Origin of the sequence: Kribbella antiqua (assembly GCF_004345665.1) — a bacterium.
GTDB classification, from domain to species: Bacteria; Actinomycetota; Actinomycetes; order Propionibacteriales; family Kribbellaceae; genus Kribbella; species Kribbella antiqua.
Map to the genome: position 1 here is coordinate 305,835 of NZ_SLWR01000001.1, position 14,851 is coordinate 320,685.

The 14,851-nt window shown below is 67.2% G+C and carries 22 protein-coding genes; 8 read left to right on the forward strand and 14 right to left on the reverse strand.

What is annotated here, in order from left to right; all coding sequences use genetic code 11:
* The first annotated feature begins 86 nt into the window (after positions 1 to 86).
* Both EV646_RS01575 and EV646_RS01580 read left to right on the forward strand, forming a co-directional pair.
* Positions 87 to 782: a response regulator transcription factor gene (locus tag EV646_RS01575; protein ID WP_132143129.1), complete on the forward strand. Its 696-nt coding sequence runs from the start codon at positions 87 to 89 to the stop codon at positions 780 to 782.
* The gene (locus tag EV646_RS01580; protein ID WP_132143131.1) at positions 775 to 1,866 is read left to right on the forward strand and encodes a sensor histidine kinase; all 1,092 of its coding nucleotides are present in this window, start codon (positions 775 to 777) and stop codon (positions 1,864 to 1,866) included. Before EV646_RS01575 ends, EV646_RS01580 begins: the two co-directional genes overlap by 8 nt.
* A gap of 33 nt (positions 1,867 to 1,899) precedes the next feature.
* Here the strand turns inward: EV646_RS01580 and EV646_RS39750 are convergent, their stop codons facing one another.
* Positions 1,900 to 2,208, reverse strand: a complete 309-nt coding sequence (locus EV646_RS39750) for a hypothetical protein (protein ID WP_241995136.1) — start codon at positions 2,206 to 2,208, stop codon at positions 1,900 to 1,902.
* Between the two features lie 39 nt (positions 2,209 to 2,247).
* Positions 2,248 to 3,120, reverse strand: coding sequence for a ClpX C4-type zinc finger protein (locus tag EV646_RS01590; protein WP_241995346.1), 873 nt, complete (start codon positions 3,118 to 3,120; stop codon positions 2,248 to 2,250).
* Between the two features lie 95 nt (positions 3,121 to 3,215).
* Between EV646_RS01590 and EV646_RS01595 the strand changes: the two genes are divergently transcribed.
* Positions 3,216 to 3,731, forward strand: a complete 516-nt coding sequence (locus tag EV646_RS01595; protein WP_132143134.1) for a DinB family protein — start codon at positions 3,216 to 3,218, stop codon at positions 3,729 to 3,731.
* A 46-nt stretch (positions 3,732 to 3,777) separates the two neighbouring features.
* Here the strand turns inward: EV646_RS01595 and EV646_RS01600 are convergent, their stop codons facing one another.
* The gene (locus EV646_RS01600; protein WP_132143136.1) at positions 3,778 to 5,169 is read right to left on the reverse strand and encodes an FAD-dependent oxidoreductase; all 1,392 of its coding nucleotides are present in this window, start codon (positions 5,167 to 5,169) and stop codon (positions 3,778 to 3,780) included.
* Positions 5,170 to 5,241: 72 nt separating this feature from the next.
* On the opposite strand from EV646_RS01600, the gene EV646_RS01605 reads away from it, so the two are divergent.
* A complete protein-coding gene (locus EV646_RS01605) occupies positions 5,242 to 5,601 on the forward strand; it encodes an ArsR/SmtB family transcription factor (protein WP_132143138.1) in 360 nt (119 codons plus the stop codon).
* A gap of 9 nt (positions 5,602 to 5,610) precedes the next feature.
* Here EV646_RS01605 and EV646_RS01610 read toward each other — a convergent pair whose 3' ends face one another.
* The 4 genes from EV646_RS01610 to EV646_RS01625 are packed head-to-tail and all read right to left on the reverse strand — an operon-like array spanning position 5,611 to position 8,076.
* The gene (locus tag EV646_RS01610) at positions 5,611 to 6,012 is read right to left on the reverse strand and encodes an arsenate reductase ArsC (protein ID WP_132143140.1); all 402 of its coding nucleotides are present in this window, start codon (positions 6,010 to 6,012) and stop codon (positions 5,611 to 5,613) included.
* Positions 6,009 to 6,731, reverse strand: a complete 723-nt coding sequence (locus EV646_RS01615; protein ID WP_132143142.1) for an aquaporin — start codon at positions 6,729 to 6,731, stop codon at positions 6,009 to 6,011. Before EV646_RS01615 ends, EV646_RS01610 begins: the two co-directional genes overlap by 4 nt.
* Positions 6,728 to 7,396, reverse strand: coding sequence for an arsenate reductase ArsC (locus EV646_RS01620; RefSeq protein WP_132143144.1), 669 nt, complete (start codon positions 7,394 to 7,396; stop codon positions 6,728 to 6,730). Before EV646_RS01620 ends, EV646_RS01615 begins: the two co-directional genes overlap by 4 nt.
* Complete coding sequence (locus tag EV646_RS01625) at positions 7,393 to 8,076, reverse strand: arsenate reductase/protein-tyrosine-phosphatase family protein (RefSeq protein WP_132143146.1); 684 nt, start codon at positions 8,074 to 8,076, stop codon at positions 7,393 to 7,395. The genes EV646_RS01620 and EV646_RS01625 overlap by 4 nt, the downstream gene beginning before the upstream one ends.
* 145 nt (positions 8,077 to 8,221) lie before the next feature.
* On the opposite strand from EV646_RS01625, the gene EV646_RS01630 reads away from it, so the two are divergent.
* On the forward strand, positions 8,222 to 8,842 hold the full coding sequence (locus tag EV646_RS01630) for a dihydrofolate reductase family protein (protein WP_132143148.1): 621 nt from the start codon (positions 8,222 to 8,224) through the stop codon (positions 8,840 to 8,842).
* Here EV646_RS01630 and EV646_RS01635 read toward each other — a convergent pair.
* Positions 8,824 to 9,705 carry a LysR family transcriptional regulator gene (locus EV646_RS01635; RefSeq protein WP_132143150.1) on the reverse strand — a complete coding sequence of 294 codons (882 nt, stop codon included), beginning with the start codon at positions 9,703 to 9,705 and terminating at the stop codon, positions 8,824 to 8,826. The two genes, EV646_RS01630 and EV646_RS01635, sit on opposite strands and share 19 nt — an antisense overlap.
* Before the next feature lie 105 nt (positions 9,706 to 9,810).
* Between EV646_RS01635 and rarD the strand changes: the two genes are divergently transcribed.
* On the forward strand, positions 9,811 to 10,764 hold the full coding sequence (gene rarD / locus EV646_RS01640; protein ID WP_132143152.1) for an EamA family transporter RarD: 954 nt from the start codon (positions 9,811 to 9,813) through the stop codon (positions 10,762 to 10,764).
* A 324-nt stretch (positions 10,765 to 11,088) separates the two neighbouring features.
* Here the strand turns inward: rarD and EV646_RS01645 are convergent, their stop codons facing one another.
* From EV646_RS01645 to EV646_RS01670, 6 genes are all read right to left on the reverse strand, one after another.
* Positions 11,089 to 11,658, reverse strand: a complete 570-nt coding sequence (locus EV646_RS01645) for a hypothetical protein (protein ID WP_132143154.1) — start codon at positions 11,656 to 11,658, stop codon at positions 11,089 to 11,091.
* Between the two features lies 1 nt (position 11,659).
* A complete protein-coding gene (locus EV646_RS01650; protein WP_132143156.1) occupies positions 11,660 to 12,187 on the reverse strand; it encodes a DUF6286 domain-containing protein in 528 nt (175 codons plus the stop codon).
* Position 12,188: 1 nt separating this feature from the next.
* Positions 12,189 to 12,545 (reverse strand): Asp23/Gls24 family envelope stress response protein, encoded by a 357-nt coding sequence (locus EV646_RS01655; protein WP_158290883.1) that lies wholly within the window; start codon positions 12,543 to 12,545, stop codon positions 12,189 to 12,191.
* Positions 12,546 to 12,627: 82 nt separating this feature from the next.
* The gene (locus tag EV646_RS01660; RefSeq protein ID WP_132143160.1) at positions 12,628 to 12,810 is read right to left on the reverse strand and encodes a hypothetical protein; all 183 of its coding nucleotides are present in this window, start codon (positions 12,808 to 12,810) and stop codon (positions 12,628 to 12,630) included.
* On the reverse strand, positions 12,807 to 13,187 hold the full coding sequence (locus EV646_RS01665; RefSeq protein ID WP_199236746.1) for an Asp23/Gls24 family envelope stress response protein: 381 nt from the start codon (positions 13,185 to 13,187) through the stop codon (positions 12,807 to 12,809). The genes EV646_RS01660 and EV646_RS01665 overlap by 4 nt, the downstream gene beginning before the upstream one ends.
* Complete coding sequence (locus EV646_RS01670; RefSeq protein WP_132143162.1) at positions 13,184 to 13,669, reverse strand: Asp23/Gls24 family envelope stress response protein; 486 nt, start codon at positions 13,667 to 13,669, stop codon at positions 13,184 to 13,186. The genes EV646_RS01665 and EV646_RS01670 overlap by 4 nt, the downstream gene beginning before the upstream one ends.
* Positions 13,670 to 13,795: 126 nt before the next feature.
* On the opposite strand from EV646_RS01670, the gene EV646_RS01675 reads away from it, so the two are divergent.
* Together EV646_RS01675 and EV646_RS01680 are read left to right on the forward strand one after the other, a co-directional pair.
* On the forward strand, positions 13,796 to 14,392 hold the full coding sequence (locus EV646_RS01675) for an RNA polymerase sigma factor (RefSeq protein ID WP_199236747.1): 597 nt from the start codon (positions 13,796 to 13,798) through the stop codon (positions 14,390 to 14,392).
* The gene (locus tag EV646_RS01680; RefSeq protein WP_132143164.1) at positions 14,389 to 14,829 is read left to right on the forward strand and encodes a hypothetical protein; all 441 of its coding nucleotides are present in this window, start codon (positions 14,389 to 14,391) and stop codon (positions 14,827 to 14,829) included. The genes EV646_RS01675 and EV646_RS01680 overlap by 4 nt, the downstream gene beginning before the upstream one ends.
* The last annotated feature ends 22 nt before the right edge of the window (positions 14,830 to 14,851 follow it).

Genomic DNA, 14,851 nt, shown 5'->3' on the forward strand with positions numbered 1-14,851 from the left:
CATCCAGTCAAGACAGCGTGGTGTTGTCACTACGTATGTGGTTTTCGATACGCGGACGATACGTTCCGCCTCGTACCATCGAGAGTGTGCGTGTATTGCTCGTCGAGGACGAACCCGATATGGCGGACGCCATTCGCGCCGGGCTGCGCCTGGAAGCGATCGCTGCCGACGTCGCCGGTGACGGTGACACCGCACTGGAATTGCTGAGCATCAACGCCTACGACATCGCCGTACTCGACCGCGACATCCCCGGCCCGTCCGGGGACGAGATCGCCAAACGGATTGTTGCCTCCGGCAGCGGTATGCCGATCCTCATGCTGACCGCCGCCGACCGGCTCGACGACAAGACCTCCGGATTCGAGCTCGGTGCCGACGACTACCTCACCAAGCCCTTCGAACTCAAAGAACTCGTACTCCGGCTCAGGGCACTCGACCGCAGGCGCGCCCACAACAGACCGCCCGTACGGGAGATTGCCGGCCTGCGGCTGGATCCGTTCCGCCGCGAGGTCTACCGCGACGGCCGGTACGTCGCGCTCACCCGGAAACAGTTCGCCGTACTCGAAGTCCTGGTGGCTGCCGAAGGCGGCGTCGTCAGCGCCGAAGAACTCCTGGAACGGGCGTGGGACGAGAACGCCGACCCCTTCACCAACGCCGTACGCATCACCGTCTCCGCACTGCGCAAACGCCTCGGCGAACCCTGGGTCATCGCCACTGTGGCAGGCGCCGGCTACCGCATCGACACAGCACCTGGCGCCGGACGTGAGGAAGGAGACCATGGATAGACAGCCTGGCTTGAGTGTTCGCCTCAAACTCACGCTCAGCTATGCGGGGTTCATCACGCTTGCCGGCTTCTTGCTGCTCGCGGTCGTGTGGGTGTTCCTGCTGCGCTACGTACCCGAGAGGCTCGAGCCCAGCCCGATGTCCATCCCCGACCGTGGCGCCCTGCAGCGAGCGTTCGCCCCGAAGGCAGCCGCGATGCTGACGCTCCTGGTGCTCTTCGGCCTCGTGGGCGGATGGATCCTGGCCGGCAGCATGCTCGCGCCCCTGACCCGCATCACCAACGCCACCCGCCTGGCCGCGAACGGTTCGCTCGCCCACCGGATCCAGTTGGAAGGCCCGAACGACGAGTTCCGCGAACTCGCCGACGCCTTCGACACGATGCTCGCGAAGCTCGAAGCACACGACGCCGAACAGCAGAGATTCGCGGCCAACGCCTCCCACGAACTGCGCACCCCACTGGCGATCACGCAGACACTGCTCGACGTGGCCCGCAAGGATCCCAACCACGACAGCGGCGAACTGATCGAGCGCCTCCACTACGTCAATACCCGGGCGATCGACCTCACCGAAGCATTGCTCCTGCTCAGCCGCGCCAACCAGCGGTCCTTCACCCGCGAACCCGTCGACCTGTCCCTCGTCGCGGAAGAAGCCGCCGAAACGCTCCTCCCCTTCGCCGAAAAGCGCGGCCTCACCATCGAGACCTCCGGCGACATCGCCCACACCATCGGCTCACACACGCTTCTGTTGCAGATGACAACGAACCTGGTCCACAACGCGATCGTTCACAACCTGCCCGACCAGGGCACCGTGTGGGTCACGACGAGCGTTCACCGACGTACGGCGACGCTCACGGTCGAGAACACCGGCGACAAGCTGACCCCACAGCTGGTCTCGACCCTCACCGAACCGTTCCAGCGCGGCACCCAACGCGTCCACACCGACCACGCCGGCGTCGGCCTGGGCCTGGCAATCGTCAAAAGCATCACCCAGGCCCACGACGGAACCCTCACCCTCACCCCCCGCCCCACCGGCGGCCTCCAAGCCAAAATCCAACTCCCCACCGCCCCATCTCCCACCACCAGATGACCAGACAGCCGATCTGGTCCTGTTGGACTCCGCCTACGGCGCTCCCTTCGGCGTAGGGTGCAGCCCGGTGATTGCCGCACGCAACTGCTCGACCGGCGGCACCGAAACCCGGCACCACAGACCACCCTCCCCCGCGACGCCGAACAGATCGACACCATCCACCAGCAGCGTCGGCGATCCTGTCATGCCCAACCGCGCGGCATCCTCGTCCGACTCGATCACCCGGGTCACCACGGGCAGATCCGTCACCTGCGCAAGACGTTCCAGCAGTGGAGACAAGTTCGGGCAATCCGGAACGTGCAGCACCTCGAGCCTCACAGCCCAACCAGCCAACTCACTCATCCGCATACCCCATCGTGAACCCCGTACCCAACTACGGAGTCAATCCCGCAACCGACGAGTCCCCGGCGTCGCCGCGACGATGTCCGTCGCCAGTACGACGCATTCGCTGCAGATCCGCACCCCAGGACCGTTCACCATGACCCGATCAACGTCAGCGCAACCGCAGAACGAGCACGCCCGCCCATCCCGGTCAGGCTTTCCAGTACGACGGCCTCGCCGCCCGGAGCGCGGTGGCGGCGGAAGCTGATCACTGAGCTCCTTCTTCACTCGCGCCGGATCAATCCCGAGGTCGTCGAGCACACGACGAGCCGACGAACCAGGATCGAGCGCCAGCACGAACAGCAGATGCTCCGTCCGCGTGAGGTTCTGGCCGCGACTGGCGGCGAACCGCTGTGCAGCCACCACCGTGGCCTCAGCCTCCCCGTCGCCGACCACATGCTCACCGTCGGTGTCACGAGACGTCAAAAGCCGGGCGCTCGCCGCTGCCACTGCGTCGCGCGTCACTCCAAGGCGGTCGAGCACATTCGCGGCCACGCCCACGTGCTGCAGCCCGAGCAGGAGATGCTGAGTGCCGGCCACAGTCCCGTGAGCTTCAGCCGCCGCCTGCGCGACCTCGACGCATGCCGACAATCGAGGCGCCAAGGCGGGAAGCTCCCCGCTCGCCGTACCGCTCTCCGCTTCCAACCGAGGCGAGAACCGCTGCCGCGCAGCCTGCTTGGAGACCCCTAACCGCTCCCCGATCACAGTCCACGACAACCCAGCCGCCCGCGCAGCCCCGACGTAGTGATCGACCATCGCATCGGCCATGCCACCAACCTGGCCGGCAACACTCACCGCCGTCTCCAGCAGTACGAGCGGATCCTGCGCAGAGGCCTGACCAGCCACAGCCTCGATCAACGCCCTGGTACTCATGTCCACCCGACAACACTAAGTTGTCGTCCTAGCGTGCGACAAGGTCCGGTTGTCGAGCGGCTTGGCGCGGGCGCGATCGCGGCCGACTATGAAACATGGAGCGGACTGTGGCGCACGAGGAATGGGAGCGGGCTCGACGCGAGTTCCACCAGCTCGTGGAGCAGGCCGACGACGCCGCCCTGCGCAGGCCGTCGAACGGCACGCGATGGAACAACCGGCAGCTGCTCTTTCACATGCTGCTCGGCTACCTGATTCTCCGCGCGTTGCTCGGACTTGTACGGGTATTCGGGCGCCTGCCGGTCGGAGTCAGCCGCGCGTACGCACGTCTACTGAACGCCGGGACAAAGCCGTTCGATGTGGTGAACTTTCTTGGCTCGTACGCCGCCGGCAACACGGTCAGTCCAGAACGCATGGTGGTGATGTTCGACCATGTCGTCGCCAAGCTGCACCGGCGGCTGGATGCCGAGCGTGAAGCGGACCTGTCGCGTGGGATGCACTACCCGACGCGCTGGGACCCATTCTTCAAGGACTACATGACCCTGGCCGACGTCTACAGGTTTCCGACACAGCACTTCGACTTCCACCGACGCCAGCTCACACTGGGCGCCTGATTCAGCAGCGGCGATACAGGGTCGACCAGACCTGAACCGGACGTCATCAACCGCAGCAGCTGGATTGGGTGGTGGGCTTGGTCTCGATGAGGGTGAGTAGGCCGCCGCCGATGCCGGTCGCCAGGCCGCGGCTGGTTGGAGCGTCGACTGTTTGAGGCGCTGGGCCGCAGCAGCCGCCGGCGTCTGCTTCGTCCGCCGAGCCGTACGCGAGGTTCGACGAGCACACGCCGGTCTCGGGCAGGTTCAGCTGGACGTCACGGGCAGACTCCCAGTCACCTGCGAGCGCGGCGACCACCGAACGCGCCTGCTCGTAGCCGGTGGCCAGCAGGAAGGTCGGCGCCCGGCCATAGGACTTCGCGCCGACCGCGTAGTAGCCCGGCTCGGGGTGGGTCAGCTCGTCGACGCCGTGCGGCGGGACGGTTCCACAGGAGTGCTTGTTCGGGTCGATCAGCGGCGCCAGCGCCCGGGTCGATCCTAGGATCGGGTCGAGGTCGAGCCGCAGCTCGCCGACCATGTCGTGGTCAGGACGGAAGCCGGTCGAGTTGACCACCGTGTCCGCGACCACCCGCCGGTCCCCCGCGACCAGCTCCACCCGGCCGTCCGTCGTACGCGCGATCGCCTCGATCCGGAAGCTACTCACCAGCTCGACGTGACCGGACTGCACCAGCTTCTTCAGCCGCAGGCCGAGCGCTCCGCGAGCGGGTAGCTCGTCGGCCTCGCCGCCGCCGTACGTGCGGGCCTGGTCAGAGCCGCGAACCACCCAGAGCACCTCAGTTCCCGGCTCCTGCTCGGCCAGTTCACCGAGCTCGAGCAGCGTGGTGGCTGCAGAGTGGCCGGCGCCGACGACCGCCGTACGACGGCCTGCGAAGCGCGCGCGGTCACGCCCCAGTACGTCCGGCAGGGCTCGTGCGATCGCGTCGGAGATCTCGGCCTCGCCGCGCGCCGGGATGCCCGAGCCGCCAAGCACGTTCGGCCGCCGCCAGGTCCCCGCGGCATCGATGACTGCACTCGCAAGGATCTCGTCACCGTCGCCCAGTCGAACCAGGAACGGCGCATCCTCACGGCCAACCGTCCGAACGCGGTCGAAGCCGACCCGCGTCACCGCGGTGACCTCAGCGCCGTATCGGATCCGGTCAGCCAGCTGCGGCGTCTTGGCCAGCGGCGCAAGGTAGGCGTCGACCAGATCTCCACCGGTCGGCAGGACGTCGAGGTCCGGCTCATCCCATCCGGCCTCTTCGAGCAGCCGACGCGCGGCGCCGTCGATGTCGTACCGCCACGGGCTGAACAGCTTCACGTGCCGCCACTCGTCGATCGCCGCGGCCACGCTCGGTCCGGATTCCAGTACGACGAACTCCAGCCTGCGCTCGGCCAAGTGCGCGGCCGCGGCCAGTCCCACCGGGCCTGCTCCGATGACTACCACCGGCTCTGTCACGATCATCCTCCGCGCTGTCTAGACGTTCATCTAATCAAGCAGCTTGCCCCTTGATTAGACGTAAGTCAAGATAGACGCATGTCAAAACAGGAGCTCTCGATCGAGACCGTCGACGGGTGCTGCGTTCCCATCATGGACGCGGCGCTCGACAGCACGGCCGCGGTCGAGGGCGCGACGGTGTTCAAGGCGCTCGCCGATCCGGTGCGGCTGCGGCTGATGTCGATCATTGCCTCGGCCGGTGCCGAGATCTGCGTTTGCGACATCACGCCGCAGTTCGACGTCTCCGGTCCGACGATCTCCCACCACCTGAAGGTGCTGCGCGAGGCCGGCCTGGTCGACTGCGAGCGCCGCGGCACCTGGGTCTACTACTGGCCACTCCCTGAGCGCCTGACTTGGCTCTCGACCCTGCTATCGGTACCGACGCCGGCCACCACCTGACCGCGACTGTCAGGCTTCGCGGAGTTCGCCAACCAGCTTCTCCACCCGGGAGCGGATTTCGTCGCGGACCTGGCGGACGACCTCGATCGGCTGTCCGGCTGGATCGGTGAGCTCCCAATCCTCGTACCGCTTGCCCGGGAACACTGGGCACGCATCGCCGCAGCCCATGGTGACGATCACGTCGCTACTCTTAGCCGTCTCGTACTCGAGCCGCTGCGGCACCGCGCCCGTGATGTCGATACCAACCTCGCGCATCGCCTCCACGGCGACCGGGTTGATCTGATCCTTCGGCTCCGATCCCGCCGAGCGGACCTCGACCGCGTCGCCCGCCAGCTGCCGCAACCAACCCGCGGCCATCTGAGACCGGCCGGCGTTGTGGACGCAGACGAACAGAACGCTTGGCTTGCTCATGTGGACGCTCCAGTCCTCGCAGGGCTATCAGTAGTCACGACGTCGTCTCCAGCCCTGGGATACAACAAGGCCAGCAAACCCACTCCGGCAATAGCGCCGACAACCTGAGCGATGACGAAGCCAGGCACGGAGGCCGGGGCGATCCCGGCGAAGGTGTCGCTGAACGCGCGTCCGATCGTGACCGCCGGATTGGCGAACGACGTCGACGAGGTGAACCAGTACGCCGATCCGATGTACGCACCGACCGCGGCCGGCGCGACCACCGCCCGCCCGGACGCAGCGAGCGCGAAGATCAGCACGATCAACCCGGCCGTCGCGACCACCTCACCAAGCCACAGATGCCCGGCACTGCGTTCCGTCGTCGCCCAGGACACCGCGGCTTCGCCGTACATGAGATTCGCGAGTACGGCGCCCAGCACCGCACCGACGATCTGCGCTGGGACGTAGGCAGCAAGGTCCTGCGCAGTCAGCCCGCGGCCGAGCCACCAGTCGACGGCTGACACCACCGGGTTGAAGTGTGCGCCGGATACCGGACCGATCATCAGGATCAGTACGGCGAGACCGAGTGCCGTCGCGAACGCGTTCTCCAGGAGTTGGAGTCCGACATCGTCAGGCGACAACTTCGCGGCGGCGATCCCCGAGCCGATGACGACGGTGACCAGCGACCCAGTTCCGATGCCTTCGGCAACTGCCCGGCGCCACCGGGGAACGGTCGTCACCGACCCCTCGCAGCGGGTACGGCGAGCTCGCCGAGCAGCCGACGAACCCGGTGCTCGATCTCGTCCCGGATCGGGCGAATCTCGGCCAACTCGAGCTCGGCCGGGTCGTCCAGGTCCCAGTTCTCGTACCGCTTGCCGGGAAAGATCGGGCAGGCGTCACCGCAGCCCATCGTCACCACGACATCCGCGGCACGCACGATCTCGTCGGTCCATGGCTTCGGATACTCCGTCGAGATGTCGATGCCACGCTCGCCCATCGCTGCCACCGCGGCGTCGTTGAGTTCGATATCCGGTTCCGAACCACCGGACCAGCCAACCGCCCGATCGCCGGCCAGACGCTCGAAGAACCCGAGCGCCATCTGGCTGCGCCCGGCGTTGTGCACGCAGAGGAACAGCACAACAGGCCGACTGTCATTGTGATGGCTCTCGACCTTGGCGAGCGCGGTCAGCCGCTGACGAGCGAACCGCTCAGCCAGCAACGGCAAGGAGTTCGGGACGGAGCCGGGGGTCGCGAACTGGTCATAACTCGAATGCAGGAACCACTCGATCGTGTCCGGCCCGTAAATGCCGGCGAAGTGCTCCCGCAACCGGTTGGCCGCCGTACGCAACGCAAGCTGCTGATCGATGGACAGGTCGTCCCGGTAGTACCGCGTAACTTGAGTCATTTCGCCGCTTCCTCCGCGGAAACCAATGGCGCCAACCGATCGATCCGGCCTGCGAGCTCGTCGTACGCAGCCTCGAAGGCCGCATCCGTGTCCGTCGCGGCCGGATCCGGCACCGACCAATGCACCCGCGGCCGGGCCTCGGACGGCAGTTGTTCATATGCGATGTCGCAGACCGCGATCACCAAGTCATCAGGCTTCACAACGTCACTCACCAGCGCGGTGCGCCACTTGGCCGGATCCAGCCCACGGCGCCGCGCCACTTTGACCGCCCGCGGATGCGCGCGCTCCGCAGGCCGTGTCCCCGCCGACGCCACCGGCACCCGACTACGCTGCGCCCAGATCGCCGCCGCCAGCTGCGACCGCGCCGAGTTGTGCGTACACAGAAACACCACTCGCGGCACCTCGCTCAACGAAGGACTCGCGGCCATCGCCAACGTCTCGGGAACCAAGTGCACGTAGGTCCGGCGCTGGTCGCCTTCAGACCTCCCGCGTACCACCAGGCCGGCGTCCTGCAGAACCTTCAAGTGATGCGCGACCAAGTTGGTGGGCATCTCCAGCAGCGCACTCAACTCCCCCGGCGCTGCATCCCCGACGATGAGCGCGTCCACGATCGCCAACCGCGCCGGATCCCCCAACGCGGCGTGCACCCGCGCCCGGCGTCCCAAAGACTCAGCATTCATTGACTCAATGGTCGCTGAGCTACTTCTGTCAGTCAACGACAGATCAAGGATGTTGATGTGACCAGCAGAGAATTGGCATTAGACGTCATACTGCGTCCGGTTCATGCTGCTTGACAGAAGGCTTACCGCGAAGGGGATGAGGAGCATGACCACACATCAGGGCAAGGTGTTCAGCGGTCTCACGATCTCGGCCGACGGGTACTCGGCTGGGCTCAACCAGACCGAGGAACGCCCGTTCGGCGACGACGGTGGCGACGGCTGGGGCGACAAGCTGCACGCCTGGTACTCCGAGACTCCCGACGAGAACCAGGCCGAGATCGACGAGGGCCTTGACGCCAAGGCCTTCATCATGGGGCGCAACATGTTCGGCCCGGTGCGCGGTGAATGGGATCGGGACTGGAACGGCTGGTGGGGCGACGAGCCGCCGTACCACGCCCCGGTCTTCGTGCTCACCCACCACGCGCGCGATCCGCAGCCGATGGCCGGTGGTACGTCGTACCACTTCATCACCGACGGGATCGAGTCGGCACTGGCTCAGGCGCGCGAGGCGGCCGGGGACGGCAACGTCGCGATCATGGGCGGGGCGACCACCATCAACCAGTACCTCACCGCCGGCCTGATCGACGAGCTGCGGCTGCACATCTCGCCGCTCATCCTCGGCGCCGGCACACGGCTGTTCGAGGGCGTCCCGCCGCTGAAACTCGAGCAGGTGAAGGCGCGGGCAGCGAGCCTGGTCACCCACGTGACCTACCGAGTGCTCTCCTGAGCTGAAACTGAATCCCGGATGGCTTGGATCAATGCCGTGGTGGCGGGCGGGTCTGGCGGCTCGCCGTACGTGACAGCGTAGATCCGGCGGTGGTAGCTGGTGAGTTCGGTGGCGTGGATGTCGGGTCGGCGATGGGCCTGGAGCGCAAAGCCGGGCAGGGTCGTGACGCCGATGCCTGCGGCGACCAGAGACTGTACGACGACCATGTCGTCGCTGAGTGAGGCGAAGCGTGGGGTGAAGCCTTCTCGCCGGCACACACTGACCAGCTCTTCCTGGCACCGCTCACAACCGCCGATCCAGGCGGAGTCACGATGGTTCGCCATGCTGTCGTCGGGTTGCCGGCTGATGAGGTAGATCGGGTCGTCGCAGATATGGACGAGGCGGAATCCGTCGTCCTCGACCGGGGCGTGGGCGTACCGGAAGACGAGGGCGACGTCGATCTCGCCGTGCCGCAGCATCTCCAGCGCTTCGACCGGGTGACGGTCGATCAGGCTCAGCTCGAGTCCTGGGTAGGCCTGCGCCGACAGGGCTGCCGCCTTCGGCACGATCGTGCTCAGCACCGACGCGTTGGCGGCCAGCCGAACCCTCCCGGTCTGTAGCCCGACTTGAGCCGCCAGCTCGTTGGTCGCCGAGTCGACGCGGCCGATGATCTCGGACGCCCGGTTGGCGAGCAGCCGCCCTTCCGGCGTCAAGCGGATCCCACGACCGATCCGCTGAACGAGCTTGACGCCAGTGGCTGCTTCCAACCGGGACAGGTGATGACTGACCGAAGGTTGCGAGTAGTGCAGCTCTCTTGCCGCCTCGGTCACGGACTCGTGTCGCGCCACCGCGGCCAGAACCTTCAGATGGACCAGGTTGAGCATAGATCAAAGATATCAATGTGTTCAGCAAAGAACTGGCATTAGACGTCATCAATCTGCCGATCCATGCTGGTTTGCAAGATCCCTACTGAGAAGGCAGAAACCGCGATGTCTGTACAAACCTCAGCACCAGAGGCCGCGGTGACCGACGCCGACGGTCCCGCGCCCCTGAACACGGGCCTGCTCTTCGGCGCCTCCGCCTACGGGATCTGGGGGTTGTTCCCCCTGTACTGGCGACTACTCGACAACGTCGGCGCGGTCGAGGCTCTCGCCCATCGGTTCGTCTGGGCGCTCGGCATCTGCGCACTGCTGCTGTGGGTACGTCCCCGCGCCGGCTGGTGGCGCGAACTGAAGCAGCGGCCCGCAGCGTTGCGGCTTCTCGCCGTGGCCGCGGTCGTCATCGCGTTCAACTGGTACATGTACATCTGGGGCGTCAACCACGCGCGAGTGGTCGAGACGTCGCTCGGGTACTTCATCAGCCCGTTGGTCACGGTCACGCTCGGAGTGGTGCTGTTCCGCGAGCGGCTACGGCGTCCGCAGTGGCTCGCCCTCATCTTGGCCGTCGCGGCGGTTGCTTGGCTGACCTTCGACTACGGTCGGGTGCCGTGGGTGGCGATCGGGTTGGCGCTGACCTTTGCGACGTACGGCGTACTGAAGAAGAAGGCGGCGACCGGGGCGGTCGAAAGCCTCGTCGTCGAGGCGACGGTCATCCTGCCGTTCGCACTGGGCTATCTGGTCTGGATGGACCTCATGGGCCGCGCCGCCTTCGGACACGCCGGATTGTCAACGACGCTGCTCCTGATCGCCGCCGGCCCGCTCACAGCAGTTCCACTCCTCTTCTTCGCCGGCGCGGCCACGCGGATCCCCCTCACCTACCTCGGCCTGCTGCAGTACCTCACCCCGTCGATCCAGTTCCTCCTCGGCGTCTTCGCCTTCAACGAGCCCATGCCACCCGCCCGCCTCACCGGCTTCGCCCTCATCTGGGCCGCCCTGGCCCTCTTCACCGGCGAAACCCTCCACCACCTCCGCAAGCTCCGCCGTCAAGCCCTGTCGGGATCATGATTGCCCGTCGGCCGGGAGGGAACTTGGCAGGTGAGAGGCGGCGATTGCCGTGTACGACGACGAGCAGCCAGATGCACAGTTGGAAGCCACGCCTAGGGCCTTGCCGAAGGAGGTCCAGGTCTTCATCGGTGGCCACTGGCTGAGCGCGACCGCCCACGCCACTCGCTATGGCCGCCGTGGGCATCAGGTGCTCATCGACCACTACGGGAGGCTCGTCTGGGTCAGCGCATCCCGGCTCCGCCCGTTGTCAGCGCGAGTTCCAAACCAAGCTGGTCACTCCGACGACGCCGCCCGGCCCTCGTGACCATGACCTGTCGGGTGGCTCTAGCGCACGCGGGCTGAGGTTTCCTCATGCCGGGCAACGTGGAGCTGGACGCGGTGGTGCAGGTCGTCGCGTCCGACGATGCGGTGCAGCTCGTGGCTGGCCTGTTCGGCTGCGGCTTGGACCGTGCCAAGGTCGGCGGTCGGTTCGATCGTGAGGTTCAGTTCGGCGACGAGCTGGCCCCGGTCTGCGACCACCCGTCCGGTCGAGCTGCGCACGCCAGCGGTCCGAGTGAGGGTGTGTCCGGCCGCGGTGGCGGCGGCGTTCGCGTCGGCGGTGAGCCGCCCGGTGTGGTCGCTGCCCAGCAGCTGCAGCCGGCCGACACCGCGGCTGCGGAAGTGCCTGATCAGCCAGGTCAGCCCGATCAGCACCAGGAGCACCCCGGCAGCGCCTGTTGCCCAGGGCCACCACTCGGTCTGGGTGGCGTCGGGTAGCCAGCTGAACCGCAGCCGCGCCGGTGCGTCGGGGATGAGGTCGTACCGCCATGCGAGGGCGCCGGCACCAGCCGCGATGAGCCCGACGCCCACCACGAACGCGGCCACCCGGTCCGCGACGATCACTCCACGTCCCATCTCAGTGCTCCTCGACGACCCGCCTGCGGATCCGCGGTGGTGGCGACAACACGGCGAGCCGTTGACCGATGGTGGTATCCAGATCCGTGGCGACCCGGTCGGTGTCGCCAGTGGCCCGGACCGTGATCCGCACCGTCCTCCGCCGGGACTTGGCCGTGGCCGAGATGACGGAGTCCACCGCCTCCGCAGATTCGGCGGCAAGACGCGCGATGTCGCGGCGGCGGATCCAGACGCCGTCCTGCCCGACAGCGACGTGGGTGACGCGGCGCGGTCTCAATGCTGCGACCAGGAACCACAGCCCGGCAACGACCGCGATGACGCCGGCCGGGATCATCCAGTCACCCGGTTGGACGGGCTCGACTTTGCCGGCCAGCCATCCGGTCCACGATGGTCCGCTCACCACGCCGGCGGCCTGCAGACTGTCACGGACACCGACCGCGCCGAGTGCGACGGTGGCCACGGCGGCCAAGACCCCGACCGGCGCGGCGGCGGCAGCGCCGACCGGCCGCTTGGCAGGTCCGTTGTTCATCTCACTCCCTCGTCTCCGTGCCGGTCAACGCAGGTGCATGCGGGTCGCTCGCGAAGGCCACGATGTCAACCGCCACTGCATCGACGACAAGCCCGGTGAGCTCGGAGACGTGTTCTGCTACCAGCGATCGGACAGCAGCGGCTGTCTCGGGCAGCGGCCGACCCCACCGCACGACGACGTCCACGTCCAGCCGGACATGTTGACCTGCCACCTTCGCGGTGGCGTGTGGTAGGCCGCGGCCGAAGGTAGCCGTCTGTCGCACCACCGCAGCCTCCCGCCGAGCGGCAACCTCGGCGATGCGTTCGACTGCCCGGGAACTGATCTCCAGGTGGCCCCGCCGGCCGCTGTCAACAGCCACGCCGGCAGACCGGCTTGGAATCAGGTCGTCTGGTGCTGCCGGCGGACCCGCCGAAGCCGAGGTGCTCATGTCAGGAAACGTCTCAGCCACGCCCGCGGCGCGACATCAAGTCGTCGAAGGGCCTCGATCCGCCGCCGGCGAACAGGCCGACGGCGAAACCGGTCGCACCCAGGACCAGGGCGAGCAGGAAGCCGATAAACCCGCCGGCGGCTGCCGCGACCGCGACGAGCAGCCCGGCAAACATGCCAATCACAGAGGTGTTCATGAATTCTCCTTCCGGGGGTGCCCAGCGTCCGACCGGCGCAAGTCTGGCGACCCGGCAATGGGCGGGTCACTCGCACGCTCGAATTCCCCTGGCCGCCGCTGTACGAGGTCTTCGACCGTCACATAGACCGGCTGGTCGACCAACGGTTCGACCGCGGATCGGACTGCGTCGGCGGTGGCGCGGACGGCGTACTCCCAATAGAGCGTGACGTGGACCTCGACCCGGTCGCCGGAGATCCGGATGCCGGCGACCCGGCCGCCGGGAAGGTAGGTCCCGATCTCGCCGAACATCCCACCGTGCAGGTCCGCGACACCCTCCACCGAAAGGGCCGCGGCGGCGATCTGCTCGGACAGCTCGGATGCCTCGGCAGTGGTCATTGGACCCGGGGCTCCGCCCGGACCTCGGCCTCACCGGTGTCGCCTTCGTCGTCGCCCTCGACGTGGATGTCGTTGACCGAGATATTCACCTCGGTGACCTCCAGCCCGGTCATCCGCTCGACCGCGCCGATCACGCTGCGCCGGATGCCCTGGGCGAGGTCGGCGATGCTGACGCCGTACTCCACCACAATCGCGAGATCGATCGCGGCCTGAGTCTCTCCGACCTCGACCCCGACCCCCTGGGACATGTTCGTCCGCGATCCCGGGATCCGTTCCCGCAGCATCCCCACCGCACGCGCCGTACCGCCGCCGAGATTGTGCACCCCGTTCACCTCGCGGGTCGCGATGCCGGCAATCTTCGACACCACGGTGTCAGCGATAGTGGTCTTGCCGTGCTCGCTGCCCAACGGTCCGCCGCCGGCAGCAACGGCCTTGTCACCGGAGGTCTTCACGGCGTCCGCGCTCGCCCTGGTCTCGGTCATCGGCTGGCCTTCTTCCTGTCTTTCCTGATTGGTCTCTCGTCGGGTTGGACGAGGCGACCGGCCGGAACCTCACGCAGCGACCCGCGGAAACTTTCTCGTCCCGCGGCAATCGGTTTGAATCATTGTGTGAACGGGGTTACCCCCACCCCTCAGCGCGCTGGACATCCCGAAGCAGAGACCTGGGCAAGCTCGAGTGATGCCACGCTCCGGCGCGCTGCGGCGCTCGGCGACATCGAGGCCTTCGCCGCGATCATCGACCGGCACGGACCGTCGATGTTCCGTTATGCCCGCCGTATGCTCAACGACCAGGGAGACGCTGAGGAGGTGGTGCAGGATGCCTTTGTCGCGGCCTGGAAAGCCCTCCCCGACTTCCGCGGTGACGCCCCGCTGCGGACGTGGCTGTTCACCATCACCGGACGCAAGGCCGTCGACCTGGTCCGTAAGAAACGCGCCATGCCGGTCGAGGAGACCACGCTCACCGACCTGCCCGCGCCCGGCACAGACCCGGCGGGGCAGGCCGTCCAGGCCGGACTGCTCGACGCACTCGGCGCGGCCTTGGCCGAATTGCCCTGGCTCCAGCGGGCCGTCTGGTTGCTCCGCGAGGTCGAACAGATGAGCTACGCCGAGATCGCCAGCGTGCTCAACACCACCCCCACCGTGGTTCGCGGTCAGCTCTCCCGCGCTCGGGTCGGGCTGCAACACCGGTTGGAGGCCTGGCGATGACGGACGATGTCCTGAGTCGTGCCGCACACGCGGCCCGCACCCAGACCGAACCAGGCTGGATCGACATCTCCGCCACCATCAAGCAGCGGCTCCGGACCATCACCCGGCGGTCGCGTCCGATCCGCGCCGCAGCTGACAACGGCGCCACGCTGTTCATCACCGACCAGGTGTTGATCAGCGCACTCCGCGTGGCCGTCGCCGAACTGCGCTGCGAACTGGACCGGGTCCAGCTGATCGGCGACGGCGACACCTGCACCGGCGCCGTGCTCGAGGTCGCGACCTTGTACGGCCTGGACCTCCACGCCCTCGCCGACCAGATCCGAACCATCGCCTACCGGGTCTTCGCCGACCTCCTCGGCCCGATCGATCCACCCTTTGGCACCGACGGAATCGACATCGTCATCACCGACCTCACAACCGACCCAGACCACCGCTGACTCGGCTTCACGCCGTCTCGCC

Bases quoted from the DNA above. Each gene is read 5' to 3' on its own strand.
- EV646_RS01580 (WP_132143131.1), top strand. From the start codon at position 775: ATGGATAGACAGCCTGGCTTGAGTGTTCGCCTCAAACTCACGCTCAGC.
- EV646_RS39750 (WP_241995136.1), bottom strand. From the start codon at position 2,208: ATGAGTGAGTTGGCTGGTTGGGCTGTGAGGCTCGAGGTGCTGCACGTT.
- EV646_RS01590 (WP_241995346.1), bottom strand. From the start codon at position 3,120: ATGAGTACCAGGGCGTTGATCGAGGCTGTGGCTGGTCAGGCCTCTGCG.
- EV646_RS01595 (WP_132143134.1), top strand. From the start codon at position 3,216: ATGGAGCGGACTGTGGCGCACGAGGAATGGGAGCGGGCTCGACGCGAG.
- EV646_RS01600 (WP_132143136.1), bottom strand. From the start codon at position 5,169: ATGATCGTGACAGAGCCGGTGGTAGTCATCGGAGCAGGCCCGGTGGGA.
- EV646_RS01605 (WP_132143138.1), top strand. From the start codon at position 5,242: ATGTCAAAACAGGAGCTCTCGATCGAGACCGTCGACGGGTGCTGCGTT.
- EV646_RS01610 (WP_132143140.1), bottom strand. From the start codon at position 6,012: ATGAGCAAGCCAAGCGTTCTGTTCGTCTGCGTCCACAACGCCGGCCGG.
- EV646_RS01620 (WP_132143144.1), bottom strand. From the start codon at position 7,396: ATGACTCAAGTTACGCGGTACTACCGGGACGACCTGTCCATCGATCAG.
- EV646_RS01625 (WP_132143146.1), bottom strand. From the start codon at position 8,076: ATGAATGCTGAGTCTTTGGGACGCCGGGCGCGGGTGCACGCCGCGTTG.
- EV646_RS01630 (WP_132143148.1), top strand. From the start codon at position 8,222: ATGACCACACATCAGGGCAAGGTGTTCAGCGGTCTCACGATCTCGGCC.
- EV646_RS01635 (WP_132143150.1), bottom strand. From the start codon at position 9,705: ATGCTCAACCTGGTCCATCTGAAGGTTCTGGCCGCGGTGGCGCGACAC.
- rarD (WP_132143152.1), top strand. From the start codon at position 9,811: ATGTCTGTACAAACCTCAGCACCAGAGGCCGCGGTGACCGACGCCGAC.
- EV646_RS01645 (WP_132143154.1), bottom strand. From the start codon at position 11,658: ATGGGACGTGGAGTGATCGTCGCGGACCGGGTGGCCGCGTTCGTGGTG.
- EV646_RS01650 (WP_132143156.1), bottom strand. From the start codon at position 12,187: ATGAACAACGGACCTGCCAAGCGGCCGGTCGGCGCTGCCGCCGCCGCG.
- EV646_RS01660 (WP_132143160.1), bottom strand. From the start codon at position 12,810: ATGAACACCTCTGTGATTGGCATGTTTGCCGGGCTGCTCGTCGCGGTC.
- EV646_RS01665 (WP_199236746.1), bottom strand. From the start codon at position 13,187: ATGACCACTGCCGAGGCATCCGAGCTGTCCGAGCAGATCGCCGCCGCG.
- EV646_RS01670 (WP_132143162.1), bottom strand. From the start codon at position 13,669: ATGACCGAGACCAGGGCGAGCGCGGACGCCGTGAAGACCTCCGGTGAC.
- EV646_RS01680 (WP_132143164.1), top strand. From the start codon at position 14,389: ATGACGGACGATGTCCTGAGTCGTGCCGCACACGCGGCCCGCACCCAG.